The 24,295-nt window shown below is 72.5% G+C and carries 22 protein-coding genes; 8 read left to right on the forward strand and 14 right to left on the reverse strand.

Features of this window, described 5'->3' with window-relative positions; translation table 11 throughout:
- Positions 1–215 precede the first annotated feature (215 nt).
- The 4 genes from N4G63_RS02360 (at position 216) to N4G63_RS02375 (ending at position 2,946) form a co-directional block, all read left to right on the forward strand.
- The gene (locus N4G63_RS02360; protein ID WP_260788948.1) at positions 216–809 is read left to right on the forward strand and encodes a response regulator; all 594 of its coding nucleotides are present in this window, start codon (positions 216–218) and stop codon (positions 807–809) included.
- Between the two features lie 16 nt (positions 810–825).
- The gene (locus N4G63_RS02365; RefSeq protein WP_260788947.1) at positions 826–1,197 is read left to right on the forward strand and encodes a response regulator transcription factor; all 372 of its coding nucleotides are present in this window, start codon (positions 826–828) and stop codon (positions 1,195–1,197) included.
- Between the two features lie 222 nt (positions 1,198–1,419).
- Entirely contained in the window at positions 1,420–2,382 is a 963-nt protein-coding gene (gene corA, locus N4G63_RS02370; protein WP_260788946.1) for a magnesium/cobalt transporter CorA, read from the forward strand.
- A gap of 102 nt (positions 2,383–2,484) precedes the next feature.
- Complete coding sequence (locus N4G63_RS02375; RefSeq protein ID WP_260788945.1) at positions 2,485–2,946, forward strand: energy transducer TonB family protein; 462 nt, start codon at positions 2,485–2,487, stop codon at positions 2,944–2,946.
- Between the two features lie 19 nt (positions 2,947–2,965).
- On the opposite strand, the gene N4G63_RS02380 is transcribed toward N4G63_RS02375, so the two are convergent.
- From N4G63_RS02380 to N4G63_RS02420, 9 genes are all read right to left on the reverse strand, one after another.
- The gene (locus tag N4G63_RS02380; protein ID WP_260789535.1) at positions 2,966–3,382 is read right to left on the reverse strand and encodes a nuclear transport factor 2 family protein; all 417 of its coding nucleotides are present in this window, start codon (positions 3,380–3,382) and stop codon (positions 2,966–2,968) included.
- A 97-nt stretch (positions 3,383–3,479) separates the two neighbouring features.
- Positions 3,480–4,265 (reverse strand): SDR family NAD(P)-dependent oxidoreductase, encoded by a 786-nt coding sequence (locus tag N4G63_RS02385; protein WP_260788944.1) that lies wholly within the window; start codon positions 4,263–4,265, stop codon positions 3,480–3,482.
- A 10-nt stretch (positions 4,266–4,275) separates the two neighbouring features.
- Positions 4,276–4,860 (reverse strand): DUF3833 domain-containing protein, encoded by a 585-nt coding sequence (locus N4G63_RS02390; protein ID WP_260788943.1) that lies wholly within the window; start codon positions 4,858–4,860, stop codon positions 4,276–4,278.
- The gene (locus tag N4G63_RS02395) at positions 4,857–6,173 is read right to left on the reverse strand and encodes an MFS transporter (protein WP_260788942.1); all 1,317 of its coding nucleotides are present in this window, start codon (positions 6,171–6,173) and stop codon (positions 4,857–4,859) included. The genes N4G63_RS02390 and N4G63_RS02395 overlap by 4 nt, the downstream gene beginning before the upstream one ends.
- Positions 6,174–6,184: 11 nt before the next feature.
- The gene (locus N4G63_RS02400; RefSeq protein ID WP_260788941.1) at positions 6,185–6,742 is read right to left on the reverse strand and encodes a chalcone isomerase family protein; all 558 of its coding nucleotides are present in this window, start codon (positions 6,740–6,742) and stop codon (positions 6,185–6,187) included.
- 50 nt (positions 6,743–6,792) lie between these two features.
- Positions 6,793–8,031: a class I SAM-dependent methyltransferase gene (locus N4G63_RS02405; RefSeq protein ID WP_260788940.1), complete on the reverse strand. Its 1,239-nt coding sequence runs from the start codon at positions 8,029–8,031 to the stop codon at positions 6,793–6,795.
- A gap of 97 nt (positions 8,032–8,128) precedes the next feature.
- Positions 8,129–8,875: a DUF1365 domain-containing protein gene (locus tag N4G63_RS02410; protein WP_260789534.1), complete on the reverse strand. Its 747-nt coding sequence runs from the start codon at positions 8,873–8,875 to the stop codon at positions 8,129–8,131.
- Between the two features lie 113 nt (positions 8,876–8,988).
- On the reverse strand, positions 8,989–10,386 hold the full coding sequence (locus tag N4G63_RS02415) for an NAD(P)/FAD-dependent oxidoreductase (protein WP_260788939.1): 1,398 nt from the start codon (positions 10,384–10,386) through the stop codon (positions 8,989–8,991).
- A 321-nt stretch (positions 10,387–10,707) separates the two neighbouring features.
- On the reverse strand, positions 10,708–11,277 hold the full coding sequence (locus tag N4G63_RS02420) for a glutathione peroxidase (RefSeq protein ID WP_314599303.1): 570 nt from the start codon (positions 11,275–11,277) through the stop codon (positions 10,708–10,710).
- 62 nt (positions 11,278–11,339) lie between these two features.
- Here N4G63_RS02420 and N4G63_RS02425 point away from each other — a divergent pair, with 62 nt between their 5' ends.
- Complete coding sequence (locus N4G63_RS02425; RefSeq protein ID WP_260788938.1) at positions 11,340–12,209, forward strand: ferritin family protein; 870 nt, start codon at positions 11,340–11,342, stop codon at positions 12,207–12,209.
- 54 nt (positions 12,210–12,263) lie between these two features.
- Here N4G63_RS02425 and N4G63_RS02430 read toward each other — a convergent pair whose 3' ends face one another.
- From N4G63_RS02430 to glnE, 4 genes are all read right to left on the reverse strand, one after another.
- On the reverse strand, positions 12,264–12,929 hold the full coding sequence (locus tag N4G63_RS02430) for a glutathione S-transferase (protein ID WP_260788937.1): 666 nt from the start codon (positions 12,927–12,929) through the stop codon (positions 12,264–12,266).
- A gap of 140 nt (positions 12,930–13,069) precedes the next feature.
- Positions 13,070–13,996, reverse strand: a complete 927-nt coding sequence (locus N4G63_RS02435; RefSeq protein WP_260788936.1) for a DMT family transporter — start codon at positions 13,994–13,996, stop codon at positions 13,070–13,072.
- Positions 13,993–14,595: a rhombosortase gene (gene rrtA, locus N4G63_RS02440; protein ID WP_260788935.1), complete on the reverse strand. Its 603-nt coding sequence runs from the start codon at positions 14,593–14,595 to the stop codon at positions 13,993–13,995. Before rrtA ends, N4G63_RS02435 begins: the two co-directional genes overlap by 4 nt.
- Entirely contained in the window at positions 14,588–17,347 is a 2,760-nt protein-coding gene (gene glnE / locus N4G63_RS02445) for a bifunctional [glutamate--ammonia ligase]-adenylyl-L-tyrosine phosphorylase/[glutamate--ammonia-ligase] adenylyltransferase (protein WP_314599304.1), read from the reverse strand. Before glnE ends, rrtA begins: the two co-directional genes overlap by 8 nt.
- Before the next feature lie 127 nt (positions 17,348–17,474).
- Here glnE and N4G63_RS02450 point away from each other — a divergent pair, with 127 nt between their 5' ends.
- Positions 17,475–21,728, forward strand: a complete 4,254-nt coding sequence (locus N4G63_RS02450; protein ID WP_314599305.1) for a YhdP family protein — start codon at positions 17,475–17,477, stop codon at positions 21,726–21,728.
- Here the strand turns inward: N4G63_RS02450 and N4G63_RS02455 are convergent.
- Positions 21,711–22,631 carry an MmyB family transcriptional regulator gene (locus tag N4G63_RS02455; RefSeq protein ID WP_260788933.1) on the reverse strand — a complete coding sequence of 307 codons (921 nt, stop codon included), beginning with the start codon at positions 22,629–22,631 and terminating at the stop codon, positions 21,711–21,713. The genes N4G63_RS02450 and N4G63_RS02455 overlap by 18 nt on opposite strands.
- 265 nt (positions 22,632–22,896) lie before the next feature.
- On the opposite strand from N4G63_RS02455, the gene N4G63_RS02460 reads away from it, so the two are divergent.
- Entirely contained in the window at positions 22,897–23,331 is a 435-nt protein-coding gene (locus tag N4G63_RS02460) for a hypothetical protein (RefSeq protein WP_260788932.1), read from the forward strand.
- Positions 23,332–23,408: 77 nt separating this feature from the next.
- Positions 23,409–24,227 carry a carbon-nitrogen hydrolase family protein gene (locus N4G63_RS02465; RefSeq protein ID WP_260788931.1) on the forward strand — a complete coding sequence of 273 codons (819 nt, stop codon included), beginning with the start codon at positions 23,409–23,411 and terminating at the stop codon, positions 24,225–24,227.
- Positions 24,228–24,295: the final 68 nt, after the last annotated feature.

Genomic DNA, 24,295 nt, shown 5'->3' on the forward strand with positions numbered 1-24,295 from the left:
GGGCAGGCCGGGTGTCAATCGGGGTAAAGTGGCAAAAACGGTGGCACAGATCTGCATCGCAGCGTCGGGAGCACCCGGCGGGCACTGTCGGTTTTTGCGTTTCCGCTGTCTGAGACCGAGCGTTGAGATCGCCGGCCCGGCAGATTCCATTCCAGTCCTACCCAGGAGCCGTGAGCGGCGGCAGCCCGATGCGTAAGAGCGCCACCAATGAAGATGTGCTGTCCACCCGGGAGGCCGCTGAACGGCTGGGGGTGGCGCTGCGCACTGTCCAGCTGTGGGTCGAGAGCGGGGTGCTGCCGGCCTGGAAGACCGCTGGCGGACACCGCCGCATCTCGCGCACGGCTGTCGAGCGCCTGATCGAGGAGCGGCGCAATGCGCTGGCCGGCGATGAGCGTGCCGAGCCGGCTGACGCGCCGTCGCAGTTCAAGGTGATGGTGGTCGAGGACGAGCCGCAGCTGCTGCAGCTGCTGATCATGGTGATCAAGGGCTGGGAGCTGCCGCTCGAGGTCAGCGGCGCGCGCGACGGTTTCGATGCGCTGCTGCAGATGGGCCGCAGCTGCCCCGACCTGCTGATCACCGACCTGAACATGCCGGGCATGGACGGCTTCAAGATGATTGCCTCGCTGCGCGCCCAGGGCGCCGACTTCGGGGCCATGGACATCGTGGTGGTCACCGCGCTCACCGAGGCCGAGATCGCCCAGCGCGGCGGCCTGCCCGAGGGCGTGCGGGTGTTCTACAAGCCGGTGCCCTACGACCACATCGAGCAGCTGGTGCGCGACCGCCTGGGCGGTCTGGCCGCCGCAGCCTGAGCGCGGCGGGTCTGGCATGGCGCGGGTGCTGATCGTCGACGACCAGCCTGACATCCGGCGCCTGATCCGCATGACGCTCGAGGACGAACCCTTCGAGGTGCAGGAGGCCGCCAATGGCGAGCAGGCGCTGGCCGCCGTGGCCAGCTGGCGGCCTGACCTGATCCTGCTGGATGTGATGATGCCGGGCCGCTTCGACGGCCTGCAGGTCTGCGCCTCGGTGCGTGCCGACCCGGGCTCGTCTGACATCCGCGTGGTGCTGCTGAGCGCGCGCGCCGACAGCGGCGACCGCGCAGCCGGCCAGGCCGCCGGGGCCGACGAGTACCTGACCAAGCCCTTCAGCCCGCTGCAGCTGCTCGAAACCATCGACCGCCTGCTGCCCGGCGGCTGAGTGCCGGCCCGGGCGCGCGGCGGCCGGATGGCCTGGGACGCGATGCCATAATCTTGGCATCGTCGCTTTTGGAGCACGGCCTTGGACCCGAGCCACCCTCGGTGACCGTCCACTCCAGATCCGTTCTGGGGTGAGGCGGTTCCCACGCAACACCTTCCCCCAACGGATTGACGCCGGTCTCGCCTGCTGCACAGGCCAGGCCGGTGCGCTGGAGCAGCTCCCATGCTCAACATGTTCTCGCTGGCCAGCGGCCGGCTCGTGCAGACCGAGATCACCAGCCTCGACGAACTGGCCAAGGGCCACCCGGTGTGGGTGGATCTGGAGGCGCCGTCGCCGATGGAAAAAGGCTGGATCGGTGCCCGCTTCGGGCTGACCATTCCCGACAACATCGTCGACGACGATCTCGAGGAGTCGGCCCGCTTCTACGAGGAAGACAACGGCGAGCTGCACATCCGCTCCGACTTCCTGATCGACGACGACATCACGCCGCGCAACGTGCGGGTGGCCTTCATCCTGAAGGACGGCGTGCTGTTCTCGGTGCATGACGAAGATCTGCCGGTGTTTCGCCTGCTGCGCCTGCGTGCCCGGCGCACGCCGGCGCTGATCGAGGACGCCAAGGACGTGCTGCTCAAGCTCTACGACGCCGACGCCGAGTACTCGGCCGATGCGCTGGAGGGCATCTACGACAGCCTCGAGAAGGTCAGCGCGCGGGTGCTCAAGCAGGACGTGGACGACCGTGCCGCCGGCGACGCGCTGAGCGCCATCGCCAAGGAGGAGGACCTGAACGGCCGCATCCGCCGCAACGTGATGGACACGCGGCGCGCGGTGAGCTTCATGATGCGCAGCCGCATGCTCAATGCCGAGCAGTTCGAGGAGGCGCGGCAAATCTTGCGCGACATCGACTCGCTGGACAGCCACACCGCCTTCCTGTTCGACAAGATCAACTTCCTGATGGACGCCACGGTCGGCTTCATCAACATCAACCAGAACAAGATCATCAAGATCTTCTCGGTGGCCAGCGTCGCGCTGCTGCCGCCCACGCTGATTGCCAGCATCTACGGCATGAACTTCCAGCACATGCCCGAGTTGAGCCAGCGCTGGGGCTACCCGTTTGCACTGAGCCTGATGGTGGCCTCGGTGGCGGCACCGTTCATCTACTTCCGGCGCAAGGGTTGGTTGCGTTGAAACGACGCTCCTGCATCTGGCGGATGTAAGCAGTTGCACGCGCGTGCTAGCGTGCCGGCTTTCACGGTGCGGCTGCCCAGGCGGCTCCTACACTTCGCGACCATGGCCGTCCATCCCCGCCTTCTTCGCCTGCCGCTGCTCACTCTGGCGGCTGCCTGGCTGACCGCGACTGCGGCGCATGCCCAGTTCGCGATGGTGCCGTCGCCCCTGCCGCCGGTGCTGCAGCCCAGCCAGGCCGAGAGCGACCAGGACTACCGGGCCGAGGCCGCCAAGCACATCTACGCCAGCTACCCGATGCGGATCTACAAGGGCCGCATGCCGCCGCTGCTGTACGGCGTGGCGATCGTCGAGACCGAGATCGACGCCGAGGGCAAGCTGATCGACGTGCGCATCCGGCGCCCGCCGGCGGCGCCCGAGGTCGGCCCCTGGATCGTGCAGATGATCCGCAAGGCGGCGCCGTTTCCGCCCCCGGCCAAGATGGGCAAGGCCATCTACCAGGACATCTGGCTGGTGCACAAGGGCGGCAACTTCCAGCTCGATACGCTGACCGAAGGCCAGAACTGAGGCCGCGGCGGGCGCTGCCTCAGCGCGCCGCCAGCCGCAGGCGCAGCCAGCGCAGCACGGCGCCCAGCAGCGGCACCTGCTCGTAGACCTGGCGCGCGGCATCCCAGTAGTCGCGGTGCAGCAGCACGCGGTCGTCGGCGTCAAAGCGCAGGTGGCTGGCGCCGTGGATCAGCAGCTCGTCGCCTTGCGCGCCCTGGCGGCGGAAGCGGAAGTCCCAGCTCAGAAAGGCCTCGTCGCCGGCTGAGAAGCGGGTGAGCACCGTGAAGCGCGGCGCCTGCAGGGTGTCGAACATGTGCTCGAAGATGCGCCGGATCGGCGCCAGACCGGTGACGTCGTTGAACGGATCGATGAAGCGCGCGTCGTCGGCGTAAACCTCGCCCAGCCGGGCCAGCGATGCCGGCGTGAGCTGCTCGAACAGCGCCACCACGCGCGCCACGCGGGCATCGGCACCGGCGGCGCCAGCGCCACCACCACCGGCATTGCCATCGCCGCCGGTACCGGGCGCACCAAGGGGCGGCAACGCCGGGCCTGGCTCAATGGCCGGTGGCACGGCGCACGGTTCCGAAGTAGAGGCCGTCGGGCCAGGGGCGCAGCGCCTTCAGCAGCCGCGTGAAGCGCTTGGGAAAGTGGATCTCGAAGCGGCCGGCCGACCAGCCTTGCAAGATGGCGGTGGCGGCGGCATCGGGGGTCATCAGGGCCGGCATCGGGAAGCGATTCTGCGCGGTGAGCGGCGTGTCGACGAAACCCGGGTTGATCAGCGAGACGCCCACGCCCAGCGGCGACAGGTCGAGGTAAAGCGACTCGGCCAGGTTGATCAGCGCCGCCTTGGTGGGCCCGTAGGCCAGCGACATCGGCAGCCCGCGGTAACCGGCCACGCTGCCCACCAGGCTGAGGTGCGCAGCCTGGCCATCCTCGGCCTGGCGCAGCAGCAGCGGCAGCGTGGCGTCCAGCAGGTTCAGTGCGCCGACGTAGTTGACCTGCTGGTGGCGCAGCGCGTCGACCAGGTCGAAGCCCTTGGCATGCATGGCGCGGTAGTGGCCGGCGCAGTACATCACCAGGTCGATGCGGCCATGGCGGGCCAGCACGGCGTCGGTGGCGCCGCGCATCGCGCCGATGTCGGTGCTGTCCAGCGGCAAGGTCCACGCGCCGGGATGGGCCGCGCCGAAGGCGCTGAGCCGCTCGGTCGGACGGGCCGACACCACCACCTGCGCGCCGCGGCGCAGCAGTTGGGTCGCGGTGGCGGCGCCGATGCCGGTGGAGGCACCCACCAGCCACACGCAGCGGCCCTGCCAGTCGGTGATGCGGGGGTTCAGCGCCATGGTGGTGACCTCAAAGCGTCTCGCCGGGGGCGAGCTTGCGAAACGACAGCAACACCTCGCCCACGCGGATGCCGAACTTGCTCATCACCGCGCGGTTGATCAGCACCCGCTCGTCGACCAGGAACATCCAGTCGTCGAAGTTGATCTCCCACACCCGGCCATCGACCGGCAGCTTGAGCGTGTAGCGCCAGTTCAGCGCATGGCCGGCCGATTCGCCGCGGGCCTCGCCCAGCACGTCGGCGGCGCGGCCGCTCCAGCGCCCGTCGGCGGTGCGCTGCAGCGTCCACACCCGCTGCTCGCGGCGGCCGTCGGCGTAGCTGAACTGCTCGTCGAGCGTGCCGGTGTCACCTTGCCAGGTGCCGGTGATGTGCACCGTGAAGCGCTGCAGTGCCCGGCCGCTGCGGTCGGTGACCAGGCCGTGGCCGATCAAGGCGCCGTCGAAGTAGCGGCGCAGGTCCAGCGTCGGCTGCTGGGTGGCGTAGTCGCTGGCCTGCGGCGTGGCGCAGCCGCCCAGGCCCAGCACGGCGCTCAGGGTGCCGGCCAGCAGCCAGGCCATGGCGGCGCGGCGGCCGCGGGAGTTTGCAGATGGGCTCATCGGGGCTCCAGCAGATGACGGCATTGCCACAGTGCGGCGGCGGCGCACAGCTTGACCAGGCAGGGCAGGGCGGCGTAGGCCAGGGTCAGGGCCTCGAGCCCGGCGCGGCTGCTGCTGCCGGGCGCGTAGCCCGCCCACTGCAGCGCCGGCAGGGCCAGGCCGGCGGCCAGCGCCAGGTTGAGCTTGGTGGCGGCATGCCACCAGCCGATGTAGCGGCCCTCGTGCCGCTGGCCGTGGCCGGCACGGCGGATCACCTCGGCCAGCAGCGCACCGGGCACCGCCAGGTCGGCGCCCAGTGCCAGCCCGCTGCCGATGCACACCGCGGCAAAGGCGCTGCTGTCGCCCGGGCCCAGCCGCGCAGCCCAGGCGAACACCGCCACCGCCAGCGCCATGCCGGCGCCCCAGCAGCGCACCGCGCCAAACCGCGCCACGGCGCGCACCCACAGCGGCAGCGCCAGCGCGGCGGCCGCAAAGTAGCTGCCCAGAAACAGCGGCTCCAGTGCCGGCGCCTGCAGGCGATCGCGCACGAAAAACAGCACCAGCGTGGCCGGCACCGCGCTGGCCACGCCGTTGAGCACGAACACCGCCAGCAAGCAGCGAAAGGCCCGGTTGTGCCAGGGCAGCAGCCACGACGCGGCTGGCCGCACCGGCACGCCGGTGGCCACCGCGTGCAGCGGCGCGGCGTGGTACGGCGCCGTGCCCAGCGCCGCCAGGCCAAGGGCCAGCAGCAGCAGGCCCGCGCCCACCATCACCGGGATGCCGGCCAGCCCCGGCAGCACGCTGCCGCCGATCACGCCGGCCAGTGCCAGGCCCTCGCGCCAGCCGGTCCAGCGCGACTGCGCAGCCAGGTCGCCGCCCAGGCGCGTGCCCCAGGCCTGGTGCAGCACGCCCAGCGCGCTGTAGCCGGCGTAGGTGATCACCAGCGCCGCGGCACACCAGGCCAGCAGCGCGCTGGCGCCCGCGCCGGCCACCGCCGCAGCTGGAAAGTACAGCGCCACGAAGCCGCAGCCCAGCAGCAGCGCGCCCAGCCCGGCCAGGCCCAGCGCCTGGCGGCGGCCGGCGGCCAGAGCCCGGTCGGCCAGCCGGCCCAGCCAGGGATCGACCAGCGCATCGGCCGCACGGGTGGCCAGCAGCACCAGGCCCAGCCCGGCCAGCGGCACACCCAGCTGTGCCGCATAGTGCCCCGGCAGCAGCAGGTACAGCGGCAGCGCCACGAAGGCCAGCGGTGCGCCCAGGGCGCCATAGCGCAGCCCGTCCAGCGCCGAGGGCGTGGCGGCGGCTGGCCGCGCGGGGGCCGGCTTGGCGGTGTCCATCGCCCGGCCCATCAAGTGCTGCCCAGCAGTTGCTGGCGCAGGCCCGGCTCCGAGCTGCGTGGCGACAGCCAGATGCCGAAGAACAGCGGCCCGAACGCCGGCTCGGCCACCTCGCCGCGCGCCTGGCCGTTGTGGAAGAAGCGCGTGGCGGCGCCCGGGCGCTGCACGCCGGTGAGGCGGTCACCGGCCTGCACATCGGGAAACAGCCGGGTCAGCGCGGCCAGCCAGCGGGTGGCCTGGGCCTCGTCGAAGGGGCCGATGCGCCGCATCTCGCTGATCGACCGTTCGGCGATCTGCCGGCCGACCAGGGCGCGGGTGTACTGCAGCTCCAGCGCCAAGGCCTGGGTCGGCAGGTCGGCCGCGGCAGCGGACGCCGCGCTCCACAGCCGCAGCTCGTACAGCGACAGGCCGAACCAGCGCATCGTGGCGCTGCCACGCCAGCGTGCGGCGGGCAGCTCGGCCTGCACCTCGGGGGGCGGCTCGGGCGGGCCCTGGGTGGCTTGGGCGCGCAGCGGCGCGGCCGCGGGCGCGAAGGCCAGGGCGCAGAGCACGGTGCGGCGCGGCAGCATGGCTGAGCTTGCGGTGGATGGCGAGACGCCGACAGCGGTTGCCGGGCCGCTCAGGCGTGGGCCAGGGTGAACTGCATGACGTCGGTGCTGCCCGCGCTGAAGGCGGCCTCGCAGTAGGCGAGGTAGAACTCCCAGGTGCGCAGGAAGCGGGTGTCGAAGCCCTGCGCGCGCACCGCGTCTTCCTGGCGCAGGAAGTCGGCGCGCCAGCGGCGCAGGGTTTCGGCGTAGTCGGCGCCGAAGGCCAGCTCCTTGACCACGGTCAGCCCGGCCAGGCGGGCCTGCTCGCGAAACACGGCGGGGCTGGGCAGCAGGCCGCCGGGAAAGATGTACTGCTGGATGAAGTCGGTGCCGCCCACGTAGCGCTCGAACAGCTCGTCGCGGATGGTGATGGTCTGCACGCAGGCCCGGCCGCCGGGCTTGAGCTTGCGGCGCACGGTGTCGAACCAGCTGGCCCAGTAGGCGCGGCCCACCGCCTCGAACATCTCGATCGAGACGATGGCATCGAAGGGCTCGTCGTCGATGTCGCGGTAGTCCTGCAGGCGCAGCTCGGCCTGGGTCAGCAGGCCGCCATCGGCCAGGCGCTGGCGGCCGAAGGCGAGCTGCTCGGTCGACAAGGTCACGCCGGTGACGCGCGCGCCGAACTCGCGCACCGCGCACTCGGCCAGCGCCCCCCAGCCGCAGCCGATCTCCAGCAGGCGCTGGCCGTCCTGCAGGCCGCATTCGCCAATGGCGCGCCGCATCTTGGCCTGCTGCGCCTGGGCCATGGGCTGCTGGCGGTCGCCGTTGAACCAGGCGCTCGAGTAATTCATGCTGCCGTCCAGCCACAGCCGGTAGAAGGCATTGCCCAGGTCGTAGTGGGCGTGGATGTTGCGGCGGCTGCCGGCGCGTGAGTTGCGATGGGTCCAGTGGCGCAGGCGGTGCAGCAGATTGCCCCACCAGTGGCCGTAGACCACCTCCTCCAGCGCCGCGCGGTTGGCGATGAACAGGCCCAGCAGCGCGGCCAGGTCGGTGGTGGTCCAGTCGCCGGCGATGTAGGTCTCGGCCACGCCGATGTCGCCCGAGCGCAGCGCCGCGGCGCAGACGTTCCAGTTGCGCAGCCGCAGCGTGGCATGCGGGCCGTCGTGGCCGGCGCCGGGCGCGCCGAAGTGGGCCAGCGCGCCATCGGGCAGCTGCACGTCGAGCCGGCCGACCTGCAGGCGGGCCAGCAGCGCAAACACCGCGCGGGCAGCGGCCGGGGCGCCGCCGGGCACCGTGGGCATCGGGGAGAAGGTGGTGGCGGAGGTGGGCATGGCGGTGGGGCTCACGAGGGGTCGGGCAAAGGGTGCGGTGAGGGCGATCAGGCGGGCCGGCGTGCGTGGGCTCGGTGCGTGGGATCAGTGCATGGGCTCAATGCGAGGCCTGGCGTGCCGGCGCCGTGCCGAAGAAGGGCACGCGCTTGAGCAGCAGGCGCAGCGCGTGCCAGTGGATGCGGGCCATCACGCCCAGCGTCAGCAGCGGCCATTGGCGCAGCGCGCGGCGCAGGCGGGCGGGGCTCAGCTCGGCCAGCTCGCCGCTCACCGAGGTGGCCAGCAGCGGCCCGCTGGCGTCGTCGTAGTCGATGCGCACCAGCGTGTGGCCGCCGCCGTCGTGTGCCGCGGCGGTGCGCAGGAAGCGGAAGCGGTAGGCACCCTCCACCTGGCAGAAGGGCGAGACGTGGAAGGCCTTGTCGGCGCGCTGCTCGGCGCCGAAGGCCAGCGTGGGCCCGCTCAGCAGATAGCAATGGCGACCGCCAAAGGTGTTGTTGACCTCGGCCAGCACCGCGGCCAGCGTGCCGTCGCGGCGGTGGCAGTACCAGAAGCTCACCGGGTTGAAGCAAAAGCCCAGCACGCGCGGGTAGGTGTGCAGCCAGGCTTCGCCGTCGGCGTCGGCAATGCCGGCGCGCTGCAGCTGCTCGTCCAGCCATTGCAGGCAATCGGCGCGGCCATCGCCGTGGTCGGCATCGTGAAAGCTCACCCAGCCGGCGCGGTTGCGGCGCAGCGTGGCATCGGGCGCCGCGCGCAGGCTGCGCAACGGCAGCAGCAAGAACCAGGTGGGCACGTTGAGCCGGTGTGGCGCCGGCCGCAGGCGCTGGTGCAGCACGCGGCCGATGGCCAGCTGCGCGCGCTGGCCCCAGGGCCGGCCCCACGCGGCAGCGCCGCGGCCGGGGTCTGCGTCTGCGTCTGCGTCTGCGTCGGGTGGTGGCGCGATGGCGGCCTGCGGCAGGGGGCTCACGCGGCGCTCCTGGCGCTGCGGCCGGCGTGGGCGGTGGCCAGGCCTTGCTCGCCCCAGCGCTGCTGCAAGGCGCCGGCCACGGCCAGGCCCGAGCGCAGGCCGTCTTCGTGGAAGCCGTAACGCGTCCAGGCGCCGGCAAACCACACATGGCCGCCGCCCTGCAGCTGCGGCACGCGGGCCTGCGCGGCCATGGCCGCCAGGTCGAACACCGGGTGGGCGTAATCGAACTCGGCGTGCACCGTCGCCGCAGCGGGCTCGCGCGTCGGGTTCATCGACACCAGCACCGGCGTCTGCCACGGCAGGGGCTGCAGGCGGTTGATCAGGTAGTGCAGGCACACGGCGCTCTGCTCGGCCTGGGCGGCCGGGGCGCGCACGTAGTTCCAGGCGGCCCAGGCCTTGCGGCGCTGCGGCAGCAGGCTGGCGTCGGTGTGCAGCAGCGCGCGGTTGCGGTGGTAGCGGATGGCGCCCAGCACCGCCCGCTCGTCGGTGCTGGCATGGCTGCCCAGCAGCGCCAGGCTCTGGTCGCTGTGGGTGGCCAGCACCACCTCGTCAAAGCGCTCGGCGCCGCTGTCCAGATCGAGCCACACGCCGGCGCCGCCGCTGCCTGCCTGCCCATGGGGCGGCACGCGCCGCACCGCGCGCACCGGCGTGGCCAGGCGGGCATCGGCCAGGTGCGCCAGCATGCGCCGCACGTACTCGCGCGAGCCGCCGGCCACGGTGTGCCACTGCGGCCGGTTGGCCACGCGGATCAGCCCGTGGTTGTGGCAGAAGCGGATCATCGTGGCCACCGGAAAGCGCAGCATCTGGTCGGTGGGGCAGCTCCAGATGCAGCCCAGCATCGGCAGCAGGTACCAGTCGCGAAAGGCCGTGCTGTAGCCGCCTTCGGCCAGAAAGTCGCCCAGCGTGATCTGCAGGGCCGCCTCGTCGCCGCGCTCGGCAATGGCGGTGGTGGCGCGGTTGAACCGCATCAGGTCGGCCAGCATGCGCACGAAGCGCGGGCGCAGCAGGTTGCGGCGCTGGGCGAACACGCTGTCGAGGTTGGTGCCGCTCCACTCCAGCCCGGCCTGCGGCACCTGCACCGAGAACGACATGTCCGACGCCGCGGTGGGCACCTGCAGCGTGTCAAACAGCTGCACCAGGTTCGGGTAGGTGGCGTGGTTGAACACCAGAAAGCCGGTGTCGACGCCATGGGTCACGCCGTCGAGCGTGAGATCCACCGTGTTGGCATGGCCGCCAAAGTGCCGGCCGGCCTCGAACAGCGTGACGTCGGCCTGACCGGTGAGGTGGTAGGCCGCCGCCAGGCCCGAGATGCCCGAGCCAACCACGGCCACGCGCGGCCGGCCGGTGGCGGCGCGCGGGGCGGTGGCGGGAAGGAGGGGGCGAGGCGCGCTCATGGCGCACCCCACCGGGCAGAGAAGAGCGCCGTGCAGCGCCCCGAGACCAACGAGGGAGGGAGGGAGGAGGAGGAGAAAGGCCTCAGGATTTCACTTCGGACATCCGAAAGGCTGCACGGCGCGAGAAACGGTTGCGGGCTGGACAACCCGCCGGCAGACAGCGACCGGCGGGACGCGCATGGGCGGAATTTCGGCGCCCAGGTTCGAGCATTGAGTGTGCTTCCGTGCGGAAGTTCCGCTCTGGATGTGCCGAACGAGTGCATCGAATGAGTCCGGTAGGCCATGAAATGAACTGATGAGTTCAATCATGACCGACCAGTCTCAATCTGTCTTCAGAAGTTTCTCTATTTCCTGGATGAACTTGGGGTCATTGGGCTCGACCGCCGACGCGTGGCTGCTCACCTGCGTGCCGTCGCGGCCGATCAGGTACTTGTGGAAGTTCCACTTCGGCGCCTGGCCGGTGCGCTGCGCCAGCTGCGCGTAGAGCGCATTGGGTGCAGCGCCGCCGCGGCCGCTGACCACCGATTTGGCGAACATCGGAAAGCGCACGCCGAAGGTGTTTTCGCAGAAGGCGGCGATGTCGCCATTGCTGCCCGGCTCTTGCGCGCCGAAGTCGTTGCTGGGAAAGCCCAACACCACCAGGCCGCGGGCGCGGTAGCGGTCGGACAGTGCCTCCAGCGACTTGTACTGCGAGGTAAAGCCGCAGTAGCTGGCGGTGTTGACCACCAGCACCACCTTGCCCGACCAGGTGCACAGGTCCACCGGCTTTTCATCCTGCAGGCGCGGCAGCTTGTGCTGCAGCAGCGCCGGGCAGGCCGCCGGTGCGGCTGAAGATGACGCAGCGCTGCCAGCCAGCAGCAGCCCTGCGATCAGGACGTTCAAACGTGCCATTCGACCCCCGTCAAACTAAAATCAACGCGTTGTCCCGACGTGTACCTGGCCAGGAACCCTGCATGCTCTACCCAGAACTCTTCAAACAGCTCGAAGCCGTGCGCTGGAACATGGATTCCGACATCGCCTGGGATCAGTTCGATGCCAGCCGGCTGAGCGACGAACAGGCGATGACGATCAAGATGAACGCCATCACCGAGTGGGCGGCGCTGCCGGCCACCGAGATGTTCTTGCGCGACAACCGCGACGACAGCGATTTTTCCGCGTTCATGAGCGTGTGGTTCTTCGAGGAGCAAAAGCACTCGCTGGTGTTGATGGAATACCTGCGCCGCTTCCGCCCCGACCTGGTGCCCACCGAGCAGGAACTGCACGAGATCCGCTTCGAGTTCGACCCGGCGCCCGCGCTCGAGACGCTGATGCTGCACTTTTGCGGCGAGGTGCGGCTGAACCACTGGTACCGCCGCGCCGCGGAATGGCATACCGAGCCGGTGATCAAGCAGATCTACGAAACCCTGGCCAAGGACGAGGCCCGCCATGGCGGCGCCTACCTGCGCTACATGAAGCGCGCGATGGTCAAGTTTGGCGACGAGGCGCGGGCCGCCTTCGCCAAGGTGGGGGTGCTGATGGCCAGTGCGCGGCGCACTGCGCAGGCGCTGCATCCGACCAACCTGCACGTCAACGAGAAGCTGTTTCCGCGCGACACCATCCAGAGCCGCCTGCCCAACCCCGAGTGGCTGGAGCACTGGCTGAGCCAGCAGATCCAGTTTGATGCGGTGTGGGAGAACAAGGTCGTCGACCGCATCCTGCACAACATGAGCCTGCTGATGGAGCGCAGCTTCGCCAGCGTGCAGGAGCTCAACCGCTTCCGCAAGGAAGTCACCGCCCGCGTGGCCGCGGCCGGCGGCGCAGCGCCCGGCGCCCAGCCGGCCTGAGCGGGGTCTTGTGCGGCCTCGGCCAGTGCCTGGCCGGGCCGCTTGGCCAGGGGCTCAGCCCTTGGCCGCGGCCGCTGCGGCCATGCGGGCCACGTCGGCCTTCTTGTCGGCGTCAACCTTCTGCGCATGCGGGCGCTGGCCGATCAGGGCGGCATAGGCCTTCCAGTCGATGCCGGCGGCGGCCAGCAGGTCTTCGCCCAGCACCTTCTTGGTGGCCACGGCCACCAGCGGCAGGCTCACATAGGCGGCGCAGTCGGCCAGCGTGAACTGCTCGCCGGCGATGTACGGGCTGAACCTGGCCAGACGCTTGAACGCCGGGATGGCCTTGCCCAGCTGCTTGCGCACGCGCTCCTTGGTGTCGTCGCTGACCTTGCCGCCGAAAAACGCCTCGGCATACAGCTCGCGCGCCACCAGCTCGAGGTGCAGGTCGACGAAGGTGCACAGCTCGCGCACCTTGGCGCCGGCAAACGGGTCGGCCGGGATCAATGGCACCTGCGGGTAGGCGGCCTCGAGGTAGTCGCAGATCACCTGGCTTTCGCACAGCGCGCCCTGCGGCGTCTTCAGGAAGGGCACCTTGGCCAGCGGCGTGGCGGCCAGCACCGCCTCGTCCCTGGAGCCGGTCATCACCAGCTCCTCGCTGAACGGGATGCCCTTTTCCAGCAGGGCCAGCTTGACCTTGTTGTAGTAGTTCGAAACCGCAAAGCCGCACAGCGTGAGCATGGAATGTCTCCTTCGATCCGTTGGATGGGGTGGGCGGCAGTCTAGGCGGCTGCCCGGTGCCGGCGCGGCACCCAGGCGACAGCCGTCCGAGCCCCCGCCCGGCGGGTGCTGCCGCGCCGCGCGGCGGCGGGTGCCCCGGCTCAACCGGCCTTGGGCGGCCGGTTGACCAGCACGATGCCCACGGCCACCGCGGCGCAGGCCAGCAGCAGGCGCGGGGTGAGCGGCTCGCCCAGCAGCGCCACGCCGGCGGCCAGGCCGGCCAGCGGCGTGAGCAGGGTGCCGGCGGCCAGGCGTGTGGCCGGGTAGTGGCGCATCAGCCAGAACCACAGCAGGTAGCTGGCGAAGGTGACGACCACGGTCTGAAAGCCCATCAGCCACACCGCCTGCGCGCGCAGCCCGGCCAGCGCCGGCCAGGCCTCGCCGCTGAGCGCCGAGGCCGCGGTGAGCAGCAGGCCCGAGACGGCCAGCTGGTAGAACAGGGTCTGCTCGGCCGGCGCGGTGGCCAGGCGCGAGCCGCGGATGACCAGCGTGGTGCAGCCCCACAGCAGCGCGGCCAGCACGCCCAGCGCGTCGCCCCACCACTGGCGCGCACCGGCGCTGGGTGCATGAAAGCCCTCGGCAAAGGCCCAGCTCACGCCGGCAAAGGCGGCCAGCAGCCCGGCCCACTGCAGGCCGCCCAGCCGCTCGGCATGGGCCGTGAAGGGCATGCCCAGCGCCACCACAAAGGGTGACAGGTAGATGAACACCACCATGCGCGAGGCGGTGGTGTGCTGCAGGCCGAGAAAGATGCAGGCGAACTCGGCCGCGAACAGCGTGCCGGCCAGCAGGCCCGCGGTGCCGGTGCCATTGGCCGCGGGCGCCAGGCGGATGCCGCGCCGCCACGACCACAGCGCCACCAGCGCAGCCGCCCCCAGCGAGCGGATGCCGGCCTGCAGCAGCGGTGGAATGTCGGCCAGCGTGACCTTGCTGGCCACCTGGTTCAGGCCCCACAGCACGCAGCACAGCACCAGGCTGGCGATGGCCAGGCCGTCGAGGTGGGTCTTGCGCACGGGGGCGGTGGCGCTCATCGCACGGATTGTCGGCGCCGCCCCACGCCCAGCGCGGCTGCGCAAACGCCGCCGGCCACGGCGCCGGCGCTATGGGCCAGCGGGGCGATGGCGATGTCCCAGCCGGGCACCAGGCGCAGCGGGCCCTGCCACGGGGCTTCGAGCAGCAGCTTGGCCAGCAGGCCGGCACCCAGCGCAGCGCCGATGGCGCGATGGCGGCCGCGGCCGGCCACCAGCAGCTGCACCACCACCACCGCCACCGCGGCGTGCAGCACGCCCGACAGGCCGGCATAACGCGTGAGCGCCGGCTGGGCCAGCAGGGCCAGCTGGGTGAGCGGCCAGGCCAGGGCCCAGGCGGCTGTGGCGCGCGGCCCGCAGCCAGCAGCCACGCCCAACGCCGCCACCAGCGCGCAGCCGGCCAGGTTGGCCAGCAGGTGCAGGCGGCTGAGGTGCACGCAGGCGGCGGTGATGGCGCGCCAGGGCTCGCGCAGGGCCAGCTCGGGCGCCCAGTCCAGCGCGGCCTGCCAGCCGGGTGCGGCGGCGGCCAGCAGCAGCGCCGCCAGCGCGGCCAGGCCGCTCAGGCCCAGCCAGGCGCGCGGCGAGGCCGGCCGCTCAGTCAAAGACCGCGCGCCAGACGGCCAGCACGGCGTCGCGCTCGGTGGCCATCTGCTCGGGCGGCACCTGCGTGGGCTGCTCGTCGAGCCGGGCGCGGTGCTGGGCACGGCGCAGCTCGCGGTAGGCATCGGCCGCAGCCTGGCCCACGCCCTCGGGCAGCAGGCCGATGGCTTCAGCGCGCTGCAGCAGCGCGATGTTGCCCACGTTGTCGAGCAGCGCGGGGTGCTGCTCGGCATGGGCCAGCACCAGGTACTGCACCGCGAATTCGGCGTCCATCATGCCGCCGGGGCTGTGCTTGACATCAAACAGCCCGGCCTTCACGGGCCGCGCCGCGCGCACCTTCTCGCGCATCTCGATCACTTCGCGCTTGAGCGCAGCGAGGTCACGCGCGGCGGCCAGCACATGCCGGCGCACGGCCTCGAAACGCCCGCCCAGCACCGCGCTGCCGGCGCAAAAGCGCGCGCGGGTCACGGCCTGGTGCTCCCAGGTCCAGGCGGTGTTGCCGCCACGGCCCTGCTGGTAGCGCTCGAAGGCGTTGATCGAGGTGACCAGCAGGCCCGAGCTGCCGTTGGGCCGCAGCGCGGTGTCGATGTCGAACAGCTCGCCGGCGCCGGTGCGCAGCGTCAGCCAGGTGATGACCTTGCGCACGAAGTGGCCGTAGACCTCCTGTGCGCGGTACTCGTCGGCTTCGTCGGCGTCGTCGTAGAGGAACACCACGTCGAGGTCGCTGCCGTAGCCCAGCTCCTTGCCGCCCAGCTTGCCGTAGGCGATGACCGCAAACTGCGGCTGCGCGCGGTGGTGCTGGCGCAGCCGCGGCCAGGCCCAGCGCAGCGTGCATTCGAGCGTGGCATCGGCCAGCGCCGAGAGATCGTCGGCCACCTGCTCCACCGTGATCAGGCCCTCCACGTCGCGCACCAGGCTGCGAAAGACCTCGGCATGGTGGGCGTGGCGCAGCGTGTCGAGCAGCGATTCTTCGTCGGCCTCGCCAGCGCGCACCCAGGCGGTGTGGCGTTCTTCCAGCAGCGCGATGTAGGCGTGGCGGTCGAAGCGCTCGTGCAGCAGGCGCGGGTCGGCCAGCTCGTCGATCACGCCGGGGTGGCGCATCAGGTACTGCATCGGCCAGCGCGCCAGGCCCAGCAGGCGCAGCAGGCGCTTCATCACCTCGGGGCGCTCGGCCAGCAGGGCCAGGTAGCTGTCGCGGCGCAGCAGCGGCTCGAGCCAGTCGATGAAGCGCAGCGCCGCCTCGATGGTGCACAGGCCGTCGTTGACGCAGGCGGCGGCGCGCAGCATCAGCTTGCCCAGGCGCAGCCGTGCCTCGTCGCGCAGCGCGGTCACGCGCGGGTGCTGGGCCCAGCGGGCCACACGCTCGGCCAGCGCCGGCGGCAGGCGCTCGAGCAGGGCTTCGCTGTCCAGCGGCAGCGGGCCGGGGCCGCAGTTGCGGCAGCCGTTCTTGCTGCCGGCGCCGGGTGCCTGGCCGTCGTGCAGCAGGGCGTCGAACTCGGTGGCCACCAGCTCGCGGATCTCGCACAGCCGGTCGAGCAGCGCGCAGGCGCCCAGCGGGCTGTCGCGCAGGCCCAGCGACTGGGCGATCCAGGCCAGATCATGGTCTTGCGTGGGCAGCAGGTGGGTCTGCTGGTCGTCCAGGTACTGGATGCGGTGCTCGACCTGGCGCAGAAACACGTAGGCGGCGGCCAGCCTGTCGGCGGTGGCCGGGCTCATCAGGCCGCGCGCGCTGACCTTTTGCAGGCTCTTGAGCGTGCTGCGGGTGCGGATCTCGGGAAACTGCCCGCCGCGCACCACCAGGAGCAGCTGCACGATGAACTCGATCTCGCGGATGCCGCCGCGCGAGAGCTTCACGTCGTTGGCGCGCTCGGGGCGCCCGGCGGCGCGGCGCTGGGCTTCCTCGCGGATCTTGCGGTGCAGCTGGCGCAGGCCCTCGAACACGCCGTAGTCGAGGTAGCGGCGGTAGACGAAGGCGGTGACCAGGCTGCGCAGCGGCAGCGGCCGGCCGCTGGCCACGCTGGCGGCCGGCGCCACCACGCGGCTCTTGAGCCAGGCAAACCGCTCCCACTCGCGGCCCTGCACGAGAAAGTACTCTTCGAGCATGCCCAGGCTCACCACCGGCGGACCCGAGTTGCCGTTGGGCCGCAGCGCCAGGTCGACGCGGAACACGAAGCCGTCGTCGGTGGTGTCGCCGATCAGCGCGTACAGGCGCTTGGCCAGCTGGGCAAAGTATTCGTGGGCCGAGACCTTCAGCGCGCCATCGGTCTCGCCGTCGTCTTCGTAGACATAGATCAGGTCGATGTCGGACGAGACATTGAGCTCGCGCGCGCCGAGCTTGCCCATGCCGATGATCCAGAAGTCGATCACCTGGCCCTGGGCGTCGCGCGGCGCGCCGTGCCTGGCGTCCATCTCGGCGCGGGCCTCGGCCAGGGCGATCTCCAGCGTGGCCTCGGCCAGCCAGGTCATGGTGTGGGTGATGGTGTCGAGCGGCGCGCGCTGCTCGACATCCAGCACCACCAGGCGCTCCATCACCAGCTGGCGCGCCACGCGCAGCGCCGAGGGCAGCGCACGGCCGTCGGCCTGCAGCCGGCGCACCAGCGCGGTGATGGCCGGCGCATCGGGCTGGCCCGGTGGCAGCAGCGCCAGCTCGGCCGCATAGCGGCGGCGGATGCGCTGCACGTAGCGGCTGAAATCGGCCGGCGCTGCGGATGGCGCCGGGGGCGTTGTATCGCCCGTGTGAAGTTCGGAACCCATGGTCGCCTGGGGGCTCTGTGCTAGATTGCGCCGCGCTGCGGACGCCCGATCACTGGCGCGCGGCGTGCCATGAACGCCGGCCGGCGGCGGGTCGGCCTACCGGCTGCGTGCTGCTCGTCCCTCATTCATGTCCTTTACGTCGCTTGCCGCCCGCTCGGGCACTGCCCTGTGGCGGCTGCTGGGGCGGATCTGGCGCCTGGCCTTCGGTGCCTTGTTGTTGCTTGCCAGCTTAGCCGTGGTGGCTTGGCTGACCCTGCACTGGGGGATTCTGCCCCGCATCGACGAATGGCGCCCCCGGGTGGAACGTGAAGCCAGCCGCGCCATCGGGGCTCCCGTGAGCATCGGCCGCATCACGGTGCGCAGCGGCAGCTGGGTGCCGGCCTTCGAATTGAGCGATGTCGTCTTGCGCGACGCCCGCGGCCGCGAGGCGCTGCGCCTGCCGCGCGTGGCCGCCGCGCTGTCGGTGCCCTCGCTGCTGGGCCTGCACCTGCGCTTTGATCAGCTGCTGATCGACGGCGCCCGGCTCGAGGTGCGGCGCGACGCGCGCGGCCGCTGGCATGTGGGCGGGCTGGACGTGGAGGGCGGCAGCGGCGCAACGCTGGATGGCAGCGCCTCGGCCGACTGGTTCTTCGAGCAGCACGAGTTCGTCATCCGCGGTGGCGAGCTGCGCTGGGTGGACGAGCTGCGCGCCGCGCCGCCGCTGGCCCTGGCCGATGTGCAGCTGGTGCTGCGCAACCGCGGCCTGCGCCATGCCATGCGGCTGGATGCCACGCCGCCGCCCGACTGGGGCCAGCGCTTCACGCTGATCGCGCAGGCGCGCCAGCCGCTGCTCACCGGCAGCGGCCTGCTGCGCACGGGTTTCACCCGGGCCGGCGACTGGCGGCGCTGGAAGGGCAGCCTCTTTGCCCACCTGCCGCATGCCGATGTCTCGCAGCTGCGCCGCCATGTCGACCTGCCGATGGACCTGACCCAGGGCCATGGCGCGCTGCGCGCCTGGCTCGACTGGGACCAGGCCCAGCCGCGCGCGGCCACGGTGGACGTGGCGCTGGCCGATGTGTCGCTGCGCCTGGGCGCCGGGCTCGAGCCGCTGGCCTTTCAGCGCATCAGCGGCCGCCTGAGCGCCGACCGCGACGAGGCCGGCCTGCGCGTGGCCGCCAGCGGCCTGGCCTTCGACACCGCTGACGGTCACCGCTGGGCGCCCAGCACGCTGGCGCTGCGCGTGCAGCAGCGCCAGACGCTGGCCGCGCCGCCTGCGGCCGGCGCCGCCTCGGCGGCCGCCCCGGCCGCGGCCGCGCCAGTGACCGGCGGCGAGCTCAGCGCCGACCGGCTCGATCTGGCGCCGCTGGCCGAGCTGGCCGAGCGCCTGCCGCTGGGCCGCAGCGTGCGCGAGCTGCTGCAGCAGCTGTCGCCGCAGGGCACGGTGCAGCAGCTGCATGCGCGCTGGAGCGGGCCGCTGGACGCGCCGGCCAGCTACCAGGTGCGCGCCGCGGTGCGCGGCATGGCGATTGCGGCGGCGAGCGCACCGGGCCCCGACGGCGTGGGGCGGCCCGGCTGGCGCGGCGCCGATCTGGACTTCGTCGCCGGCGAGTCCGGCGGCCAGGCCACGCTGACGCTGAAGCAGGGCGCGCTCGAGTTTCCCGGCGTGTTCAGCCAGGCGGTGGTGCCGCTCAACAGCTTCTCGGCGCAGCTGCAGTGGCGCATTGCCGCCGCCGCCACGCCCGAGGCCGCGCCGCGCATCGAGCTCAAGCTCGACAAGGTGCGCTTCGCCAACGACGACGCCCAGGGCGAGGCCAGTGCCACCTGGCGCACCGGCAGCGGCCCCGATTTCGCCAAGGGCGGCCGCCTGCCCGGCGTGCTCGAGCTCAGCGGCCGGCTGACCAGCGCCCGGGCCACCGCGGTGGCGCGCTACCTGCCCACCGGCATCGGCCCCGACACCCGCGCCTGGGTGACCCGCGCGGTCGAGGGTGGCGAGCTGCACAACGTGAGCTTTCGGGTCAAGGGCGACCTGTGGGACTTTCCGTTCGTCAACCGCCGCGACGGCGAGTTCCGCATTGCCGGCGAGCTGCGCAATGTCACGCTGGCGCCGGTGCCGCCGGGCCCCGGCGAAACCTGGCCGGCCTTTGGCCAGGTGAGCGGCGAGCTGGTGTTCGAGCGCAACAGCATGCAGTTCCAGAAGACCCGCGGCCGGCTGTGGGGCGTGGAGCTGACCGACGTGCAGGGCCGCATCCGCGACCTCTCGCCCCAGGCCGTGCTCGAGCTGGAGGGCGTGGCGCGCGGCCCGGCCTCCGACCTGCTGCGCTACGTGGCCACCACGCCCATCGGCGGCTGGATCGACGACGCGCTGGCGCCCACCACCGCCAGCGGCCAGGCCGAGCTGCGCCTGGCGCTGAACATCCCGCTCGAGCACTCGGTGGACACGGTGCTGCGCGGCAGCGTGCTGCTGCCCGGCAACGATGTGCGCCTGCGCACCGACCTGCCGCTGCTGGCCCAGGCCCGCGGCCGCGTCGACTTCACCCACCGCGGCGTGCAGGTGCCGGGCCTGCAGGCCCAGGCGCTGGGCGGCGAGCTGCAGATCGACGGCGGCACCCAGGCCGATGGCAGCCTGCGCCTCGGCGCCACCGGCACGGCCAGCCTGGACGGCCTGCGCCGCGCCACCGAGCTGGGCGCCGTGGCGCGTGCCGCCACGCAGTGGCAGGGCCGCGTGCAGGGCCAGGCGCCCTACCGCCTGCAGGTGCAGGTGCAGCGCGGCCAGACCGAGCTGCAGCTGAGCAGCACGCTGCAGGGCGTGAGCATCGACCTGCCGCCGCCGCTGCGCAAACAGGCCGGCGAGACCATGGCCTTGCGGCTGAGCACCACGCCGCAGCCCGAGCCACGCGGCGCCGCGGCGGCGGCCCCGGCACCCGCCCAGACCCAGGCTCAAACCCAGACCCAGGGCCAAGGCGCAGCAGCCAGCCGCGACCTGCTGCGCCTGGAGCTGGGCCCGCTGCAGGCCACGCTGCTGCGAGATTTGAGCGGGCCCGAGCCGCAGCTGCTGCGCTCGGCCTGGGCCTGGGCCGCGCCGCTGCCCGAGCCGGCCGCCGGTGGCCGCGCCACGCTGGTGCTGCCGGCGCTGGACCTGGACGCCTGGCGCGCGCTGTGGGCGCCCGGCGCGCCGCTGGCGGCCAGCGCGGCGGTGGCCGGCAGCAGCGCCGGCCTGGCCACGCTGCTGCCGCACAGCATCCGCCTGCAGACCCCCGAGCTGCTGGCCGAGGGCCGGCGCCTGACCGGCCTGACGCTGGACCTGCAGCGCATGGGCCAGCCGGGCGAGGAGGGCTGGCGCGCCCAGGTGGCGGCCGACCAGACCAGCGGCACGGTGGAGTGGCGCGACGCGCGCGGCAGCTTGTCGGCCGGGCGCATCAAGGCGCGGCTGGCGCGGCTGTCGGTGCCGCCGTCCGAGGCCGACGGCATGGCCGGCCTGCTCGATCGCGTGCCGGCCAGCGTGCCGGCGCTGGACATCGACATCGCCAACTTCGAGCTCAGCGGCAAGGCCCTGGGCCACTTGGCGGTGGAAGCGGTGAACCGGGGGGCACCGGGGGCCGACGGCGCGCCGCGCGCCCAGTGGCGGCTCGACCGGCTGGTGCTCGACAACCCCGACGCGCGCCTGAGCGCCAGCGGCCAGTGGCAGGCGGTGCCGGGCGACGCGGCGCGGCGGCGCATGGCGCTGGACTTCAAGCTCGACATCGCCGACGGCGGCGCGCTGCTCGAACGCCTGGGCTTCGGCCGCGTGGTGCGCGGCGCCAAGGGGCGGCTGCAGGGCACGCTGGGCTGGGACGGCTCGCCGCTGGCGCTGCACCTGCCCACGCTGGAGGGCGGCTTCCAGGTGGCGCTGGAGGGTGGCCAGTTCCTCAAGGCCGATGCCGGCGCCGGCCGCCTGCTGGGCGTGCTCAACCTGCAGGCCCTGCCGCGCCGGCTGCTGCTGGACTTCAGCGACGTGTTTGCCGAGGGCTTCGGCTTCGACGACGTGGGCGGCGAGGTGCGGGTTCGGCGCGGCGTGGCCGAAACCCACAACCTGCGCATGCGTGGCCTGCAGGCCGCGGTGCTGATGGAGGGCTCGGCCGACATCGCGCGCGCCACGCAGGATCTGCACGTGGTGGTGGTGCCCGAGCTCAACACCGCCAGTGCCTCGCTGGCCTATGTGGCGGTGAACCCGGCCATCGGCCTGGGCGCGTTTCTGGGCCAGTGGCTGCTGCGCGAGCCGCTGCGCCAGGCCAGCCTGCGCGAGTTCCGCATCAGCGGGGCCTGGGACGACCCCAAGGTCGAACGCCTGGAGCGCCGCTTTCTCGAGCCCGCCGCCGCGGGCGCCACCGCGCCGGCCGCAGCTGCCTCAGGCGCCGGGCGCTGAGGCGCGCGCGGCCGCCGCACGCAGCAGCGCCTGGCTGGCGGCATCGGCCGGGTAGAACAGCTCCACCGCCAGCTCGTCCAGCGTGATGTCGCGTGGCGTGCCAAAGGCGGTGAGCGTGGTGAACAGCGACACGCGCTGCGGCGCGCTGCCGGGGCCGTCGAGCGGCAGGTCCATCACGCAGGGCAGCAGCAGGGTCGGGCCCTCGTCGGCGGCGCGCCCGCCGTGGGCCGCCAGTTCGGCGCGCAGCGCCGCCACGTTGGGCAGGGCCAGCAGCTCCTGCTGCAGCGCCACCAGCACCGGGTCGGCGCCCTGGGCCACGGCGCGCTGCAGTTCGTCGATCAGGTAGCCGCCCCACTCGGCAAAGTTGGCGGTGGCCGCGGCAAAGCCCTGCGGGTGCAGGCTCACGCGCAGCATGTTCAGCGGCGGGGCCAGCAGCGCCGGCGGCAGCAGATGGATCAGCGCACGCGCTGCGTCATTGGCCAGCAGCACGTTCCAGTGGCGGTCGAGCACCACGCCGGGGTAGGGGTGGTGGGCATCGAGCAGGCGCTGCAGCGCGCTGCGCACGGCGGCCATCTCGGGCGCGTCGAGGCCGCGCTGGCTGAAGCGCGGCGCATGGCCGGCGGCCAGCAGCAGGCGGTTGCGCTCGCGCAGCGGCAGCGCCAGCTGCTCGGCCAGCGCCAGCACCATGGCCGCGCTGGGCCGCGCGCGGCCGGTCTCGATGAAGCTGAGGTGGCGTGGCGACACGCCCACGTCGAGTGCCAGATCGAGCTGGCTGCGCCGGCGCCGGTTGCGCCACTCGCGCAGCAGCGGGCCCACGCCGGCGCCCGCGGCCTGCGTGGGCCGGCTGGCAGGGCGCTGGGGCGCGGTGGGCGCGGCGGGCGGCGTGGGGACGGTGGCGCGCATGGCTGATGGGGTGGGTGGCGGTGGGTGGCAGCCGGTTGATGGCTGCCTGATCGCTGCTTGATCGCTGGACAAGGGCTGGCCTGCAGGCCGGCTGGCTGGATGGCTGGATGGCTGGATGGCTGGATGGCTTGGGCCGATTCTGCGGCCCGCCCTGCGGCGCCGCCATTACCTGCCAGGGAATCGCGCCGCCTACCGCGGTTGCGAAGAATGCGGGCCAGCGGGACCCAGCCGGTCGCGCCTGAACCACCCACCCTGGAGCTTTGCCATGCGTTCTGTCCTGCCCTCGCCGCTGCTGCGCGGCGCCCTCGTTCTCGATGCCGTGGTCAGTGCCGCCAGCGGCCTGCTGCAGCTGGCGCTGGGCGCCACGGCGGCGGCCTGGCTGGGCCTGCCGCTGGCCCTGCTCACCGAAACCGGTGTGTTCATGCTGGTCTATGCCGCCGTGCTGGCCCTGCTGGCGCGCAGCCGGGGGCTGGCCGTGCCGCTGGTGCAGGGCGTGGTGGGGGCCAATCTGCTGTGGGCGGCGGCCAGCCTGGCCATCGTGCTGGCCGGGCCGTCACTGGGCCTGGCCGGCATCCGCACGCTGGGCACGGTTTGGCTGCTGATGAACCTGGCCTCGGTGTCGCTGTTCGCGGCGCTGCAGCTGGCGGGGCTGCAGCGGTCGGCGCCGGCACCGGCGCAACCCGGCCTGGCGCGCTCGTGAGCGGCTGCCGCCTGCCGTAACCACCGGCCGCAACCACGTGCCGCAACCACCTTCCGCGTGTGCGCGATGATGGGCGCATGACGCTCCACATCGCCGCCCTGCAAATGGTGTCCACGCCCGACGTGGGCCGCAACCTGGCCGCTGCCGGCCGCCTGATCGCCGAGGCCGCCGACGCCGGGGCGCAGCTGGTGGCCCTGCCCGAGTACTTCTGCCTGCTGGGCCGCAGCGACCGCGACAAGCTGCTGGTGGCCGAGGCCGAGGGCGACGGCCCGATCCAGGCCTTTCTGGCCGCCGCCGCGCAGCGCCATGGCCTGTACCTGGTGGGCGGCACGCTGCCCTTGCGCGGCGCCGATGCCGAGCATGTGCGCAATGCCAGCCTGGTCTACGCGCCCGACGGGCGCTGCGTGGCGCGCTACGACAAGATGCACCTGTTCGCGTTCGACAACGGCCGCGAGCGCTACGACGAAGGCCGCGTGCTCGAGGCCGGCACCGCGCCGGTGGCCTTCGAGGCCCGGCTGGGCGGGCGGGCCTGGCGGGTGGGTCTGTCGGTGTGCTACGACCTGCGCTTTCCCGAGCTCTACCGCGCGCTGATGCAGCCGCCCTGCGATCTGCTGGTGGTGCCCTCGGCCTTCACCCACACCACCGGGCAGGCGCACTGGGAGCTGCTGCTGCGTGCCCGCGCCGTGGAGAACCAGTGCTATGTGCTGGCGCCGGCCCAGGGCGGCCTGCACGAGAACGGTCGCCGCACCTGGGGCCACAGCCTGGTGGCCAGCCCCTGGGGCACGCTGCTGGCCTGCCAGCCCGAGGGCGAGGCGGTGGTGCTGGCCGAAGCCTCGGCCGGCCACCTGGCCGAGGTGCGCCAGCAGCTGCCGGCACTGGCGCACCGCCGGCTGTGAGCCCGGGCTGAGCGGCCCGCCGGCGGCCTGCCGGGCCCCTGTTTGCGGGCATACCCGGTCACCGGTGA

The organism is Aquabacterium sp. OR-4 (genome assembly GCF_025290835.2).
In the GTDB taxonomy this organism is placed as follows: domain Bacteria; phylum Pseudomonadota; class Gammaproteobacteria; order Burkholderiales; family Burkholderiaceae_C; genus Pseudaquabacterium.

Excerpts from the sequence above, each read along its gene's own strand:
- N4G63_RS02365 (WP_260788947.1), top strand. The coding sequence starts at position 826 with ATGGCGCGGGTGCTGATCGTCGACGACCAGCCTGACATCCGGCGCCTG.
- corA (WP_260788946.1), top strand. The coding sequence starts at position 1,420 with ATGCTCAACATGTTCTCGCTGGCCAGCGGCCGGCTCGTGCAGACCGAG.
- N4G63_RS02375 (WP_260788945.1), top strand. The coding sequence starts at position 2,485 with ATGGCCGTCCATCCCCGCCTTCTTCGCCTGCCGCTGCTCACTCTGGCG.
- N4G63_RS02385 (WP_260788944.1), bottom strand. The coding sequence starts at position 4,265 with ATGGCGCTGAACCCCCGCATCACCGACTGGCAGGGCCGCTGCGTGTGG.
- N4G63_RS02390 (WP_260788943.1), bottom strand. The coding sequence starts at position 4,860 with ATGAGCCCATCTGCAAACTCCCGCGGCCGCCGCGCCGCCATGGCCTGG.
- N4G63_RS02395 (WP_260788942.1), bottom strand. The coding sequence starts at position 6,173 with ATGGACACCGCCAAGCCGGCCCCCGCGCGGCCAGCCGCCGCCACGCCC.
- N4G63_RS02400 (WP_260788941.1), bottom strand. The coding sequence starts at position 6,742 with ATGCTGCCGCGCCGCACCGTGCTCTGCGCCCTGGCCTTCGCGCCCGCG.
- N4G63_RS02405 (WP_260788940.1), bottom strand. The coding sequence starts at position 8,031 with ATGCCCACCTCCGCCACCACCTTCTCCCCGATGCCCACGGTGCCCGGC.
- N4G63_RS02415 (WP_260788939.1), bottom strand. The coding sequence starts at position 10,386 with ATGAGCGCGCCTCGCCCCCTCCTTCCCGCCACCGCCCCGCGCGCCGCC.
- N4G63_RS02420 (WP_314599303.1), bottom strand. The coding sequence starts at position 11,277 with ATGGCACGTTTGAACGTCCTGATCGCAGGGCTGCTGCTGGCTGGCAGC.
- N4G63_RS02425 (WP_260788938.1), top strand. The coding sequence starts at position 11,340 with ATGCTCTACCCAGAACTCTTCAAACAGCTCGAAGCCGTGCGCTGGAAC.
- N4G63_RS02430 (WP_260788937.1), bottom strand. The coding sequence starts at position 12,929 with ATGCTCACGCTGTGCGGCTTTGCGGTTTCGAACTACTACAACAAGGTC.
- N4G63_RS02435 (WP_260788936.1), bottom strand. The coding sequence starts at position 13,996 with ATGAGCGCCACCGCCCCCGTGCGCAAGACCCACCTCGACGGCCTGGCC.
- glnE (WP_314599304.1), bottom strand. The coding sequence starts at position 17,347 with ATGGGTTCCGAACTTCACACGGGCGATACAACGCCCCCGGCGCCATCC.
- N4G63_RS02450 (WP_314599305.1), top strand. The coding sequence starts at position 17,475 with ATGTCCTTTACGTCGCTTGCCGCCCGCTCGGGCACTGCCCTGTGGCGG.
- N4G63_RS02455 (WP_260788933.1), bottom strand. The coding sequence starts at position 22,631 with ATGCGCGCCACCGTCCCCACGCCGCCCGCCGCGCCCACCGCGCCCCAG.
- N4G63_RS02460 (WP_260788932.1), top strand. The coding sequence starts at position 22,897 with ATGCGTTCTGTCCTGCCCTCGCCGCTGCTGCGCGGCGCCCTCGTTCTC.
- N4G63_RS02465 (WP_260788931.1), top strand. The coding sequence starts at position 23,409 with ATGACGCTCCACATCGCCGCCCTGCAAATGGTGTCCACGCCCGACGTG.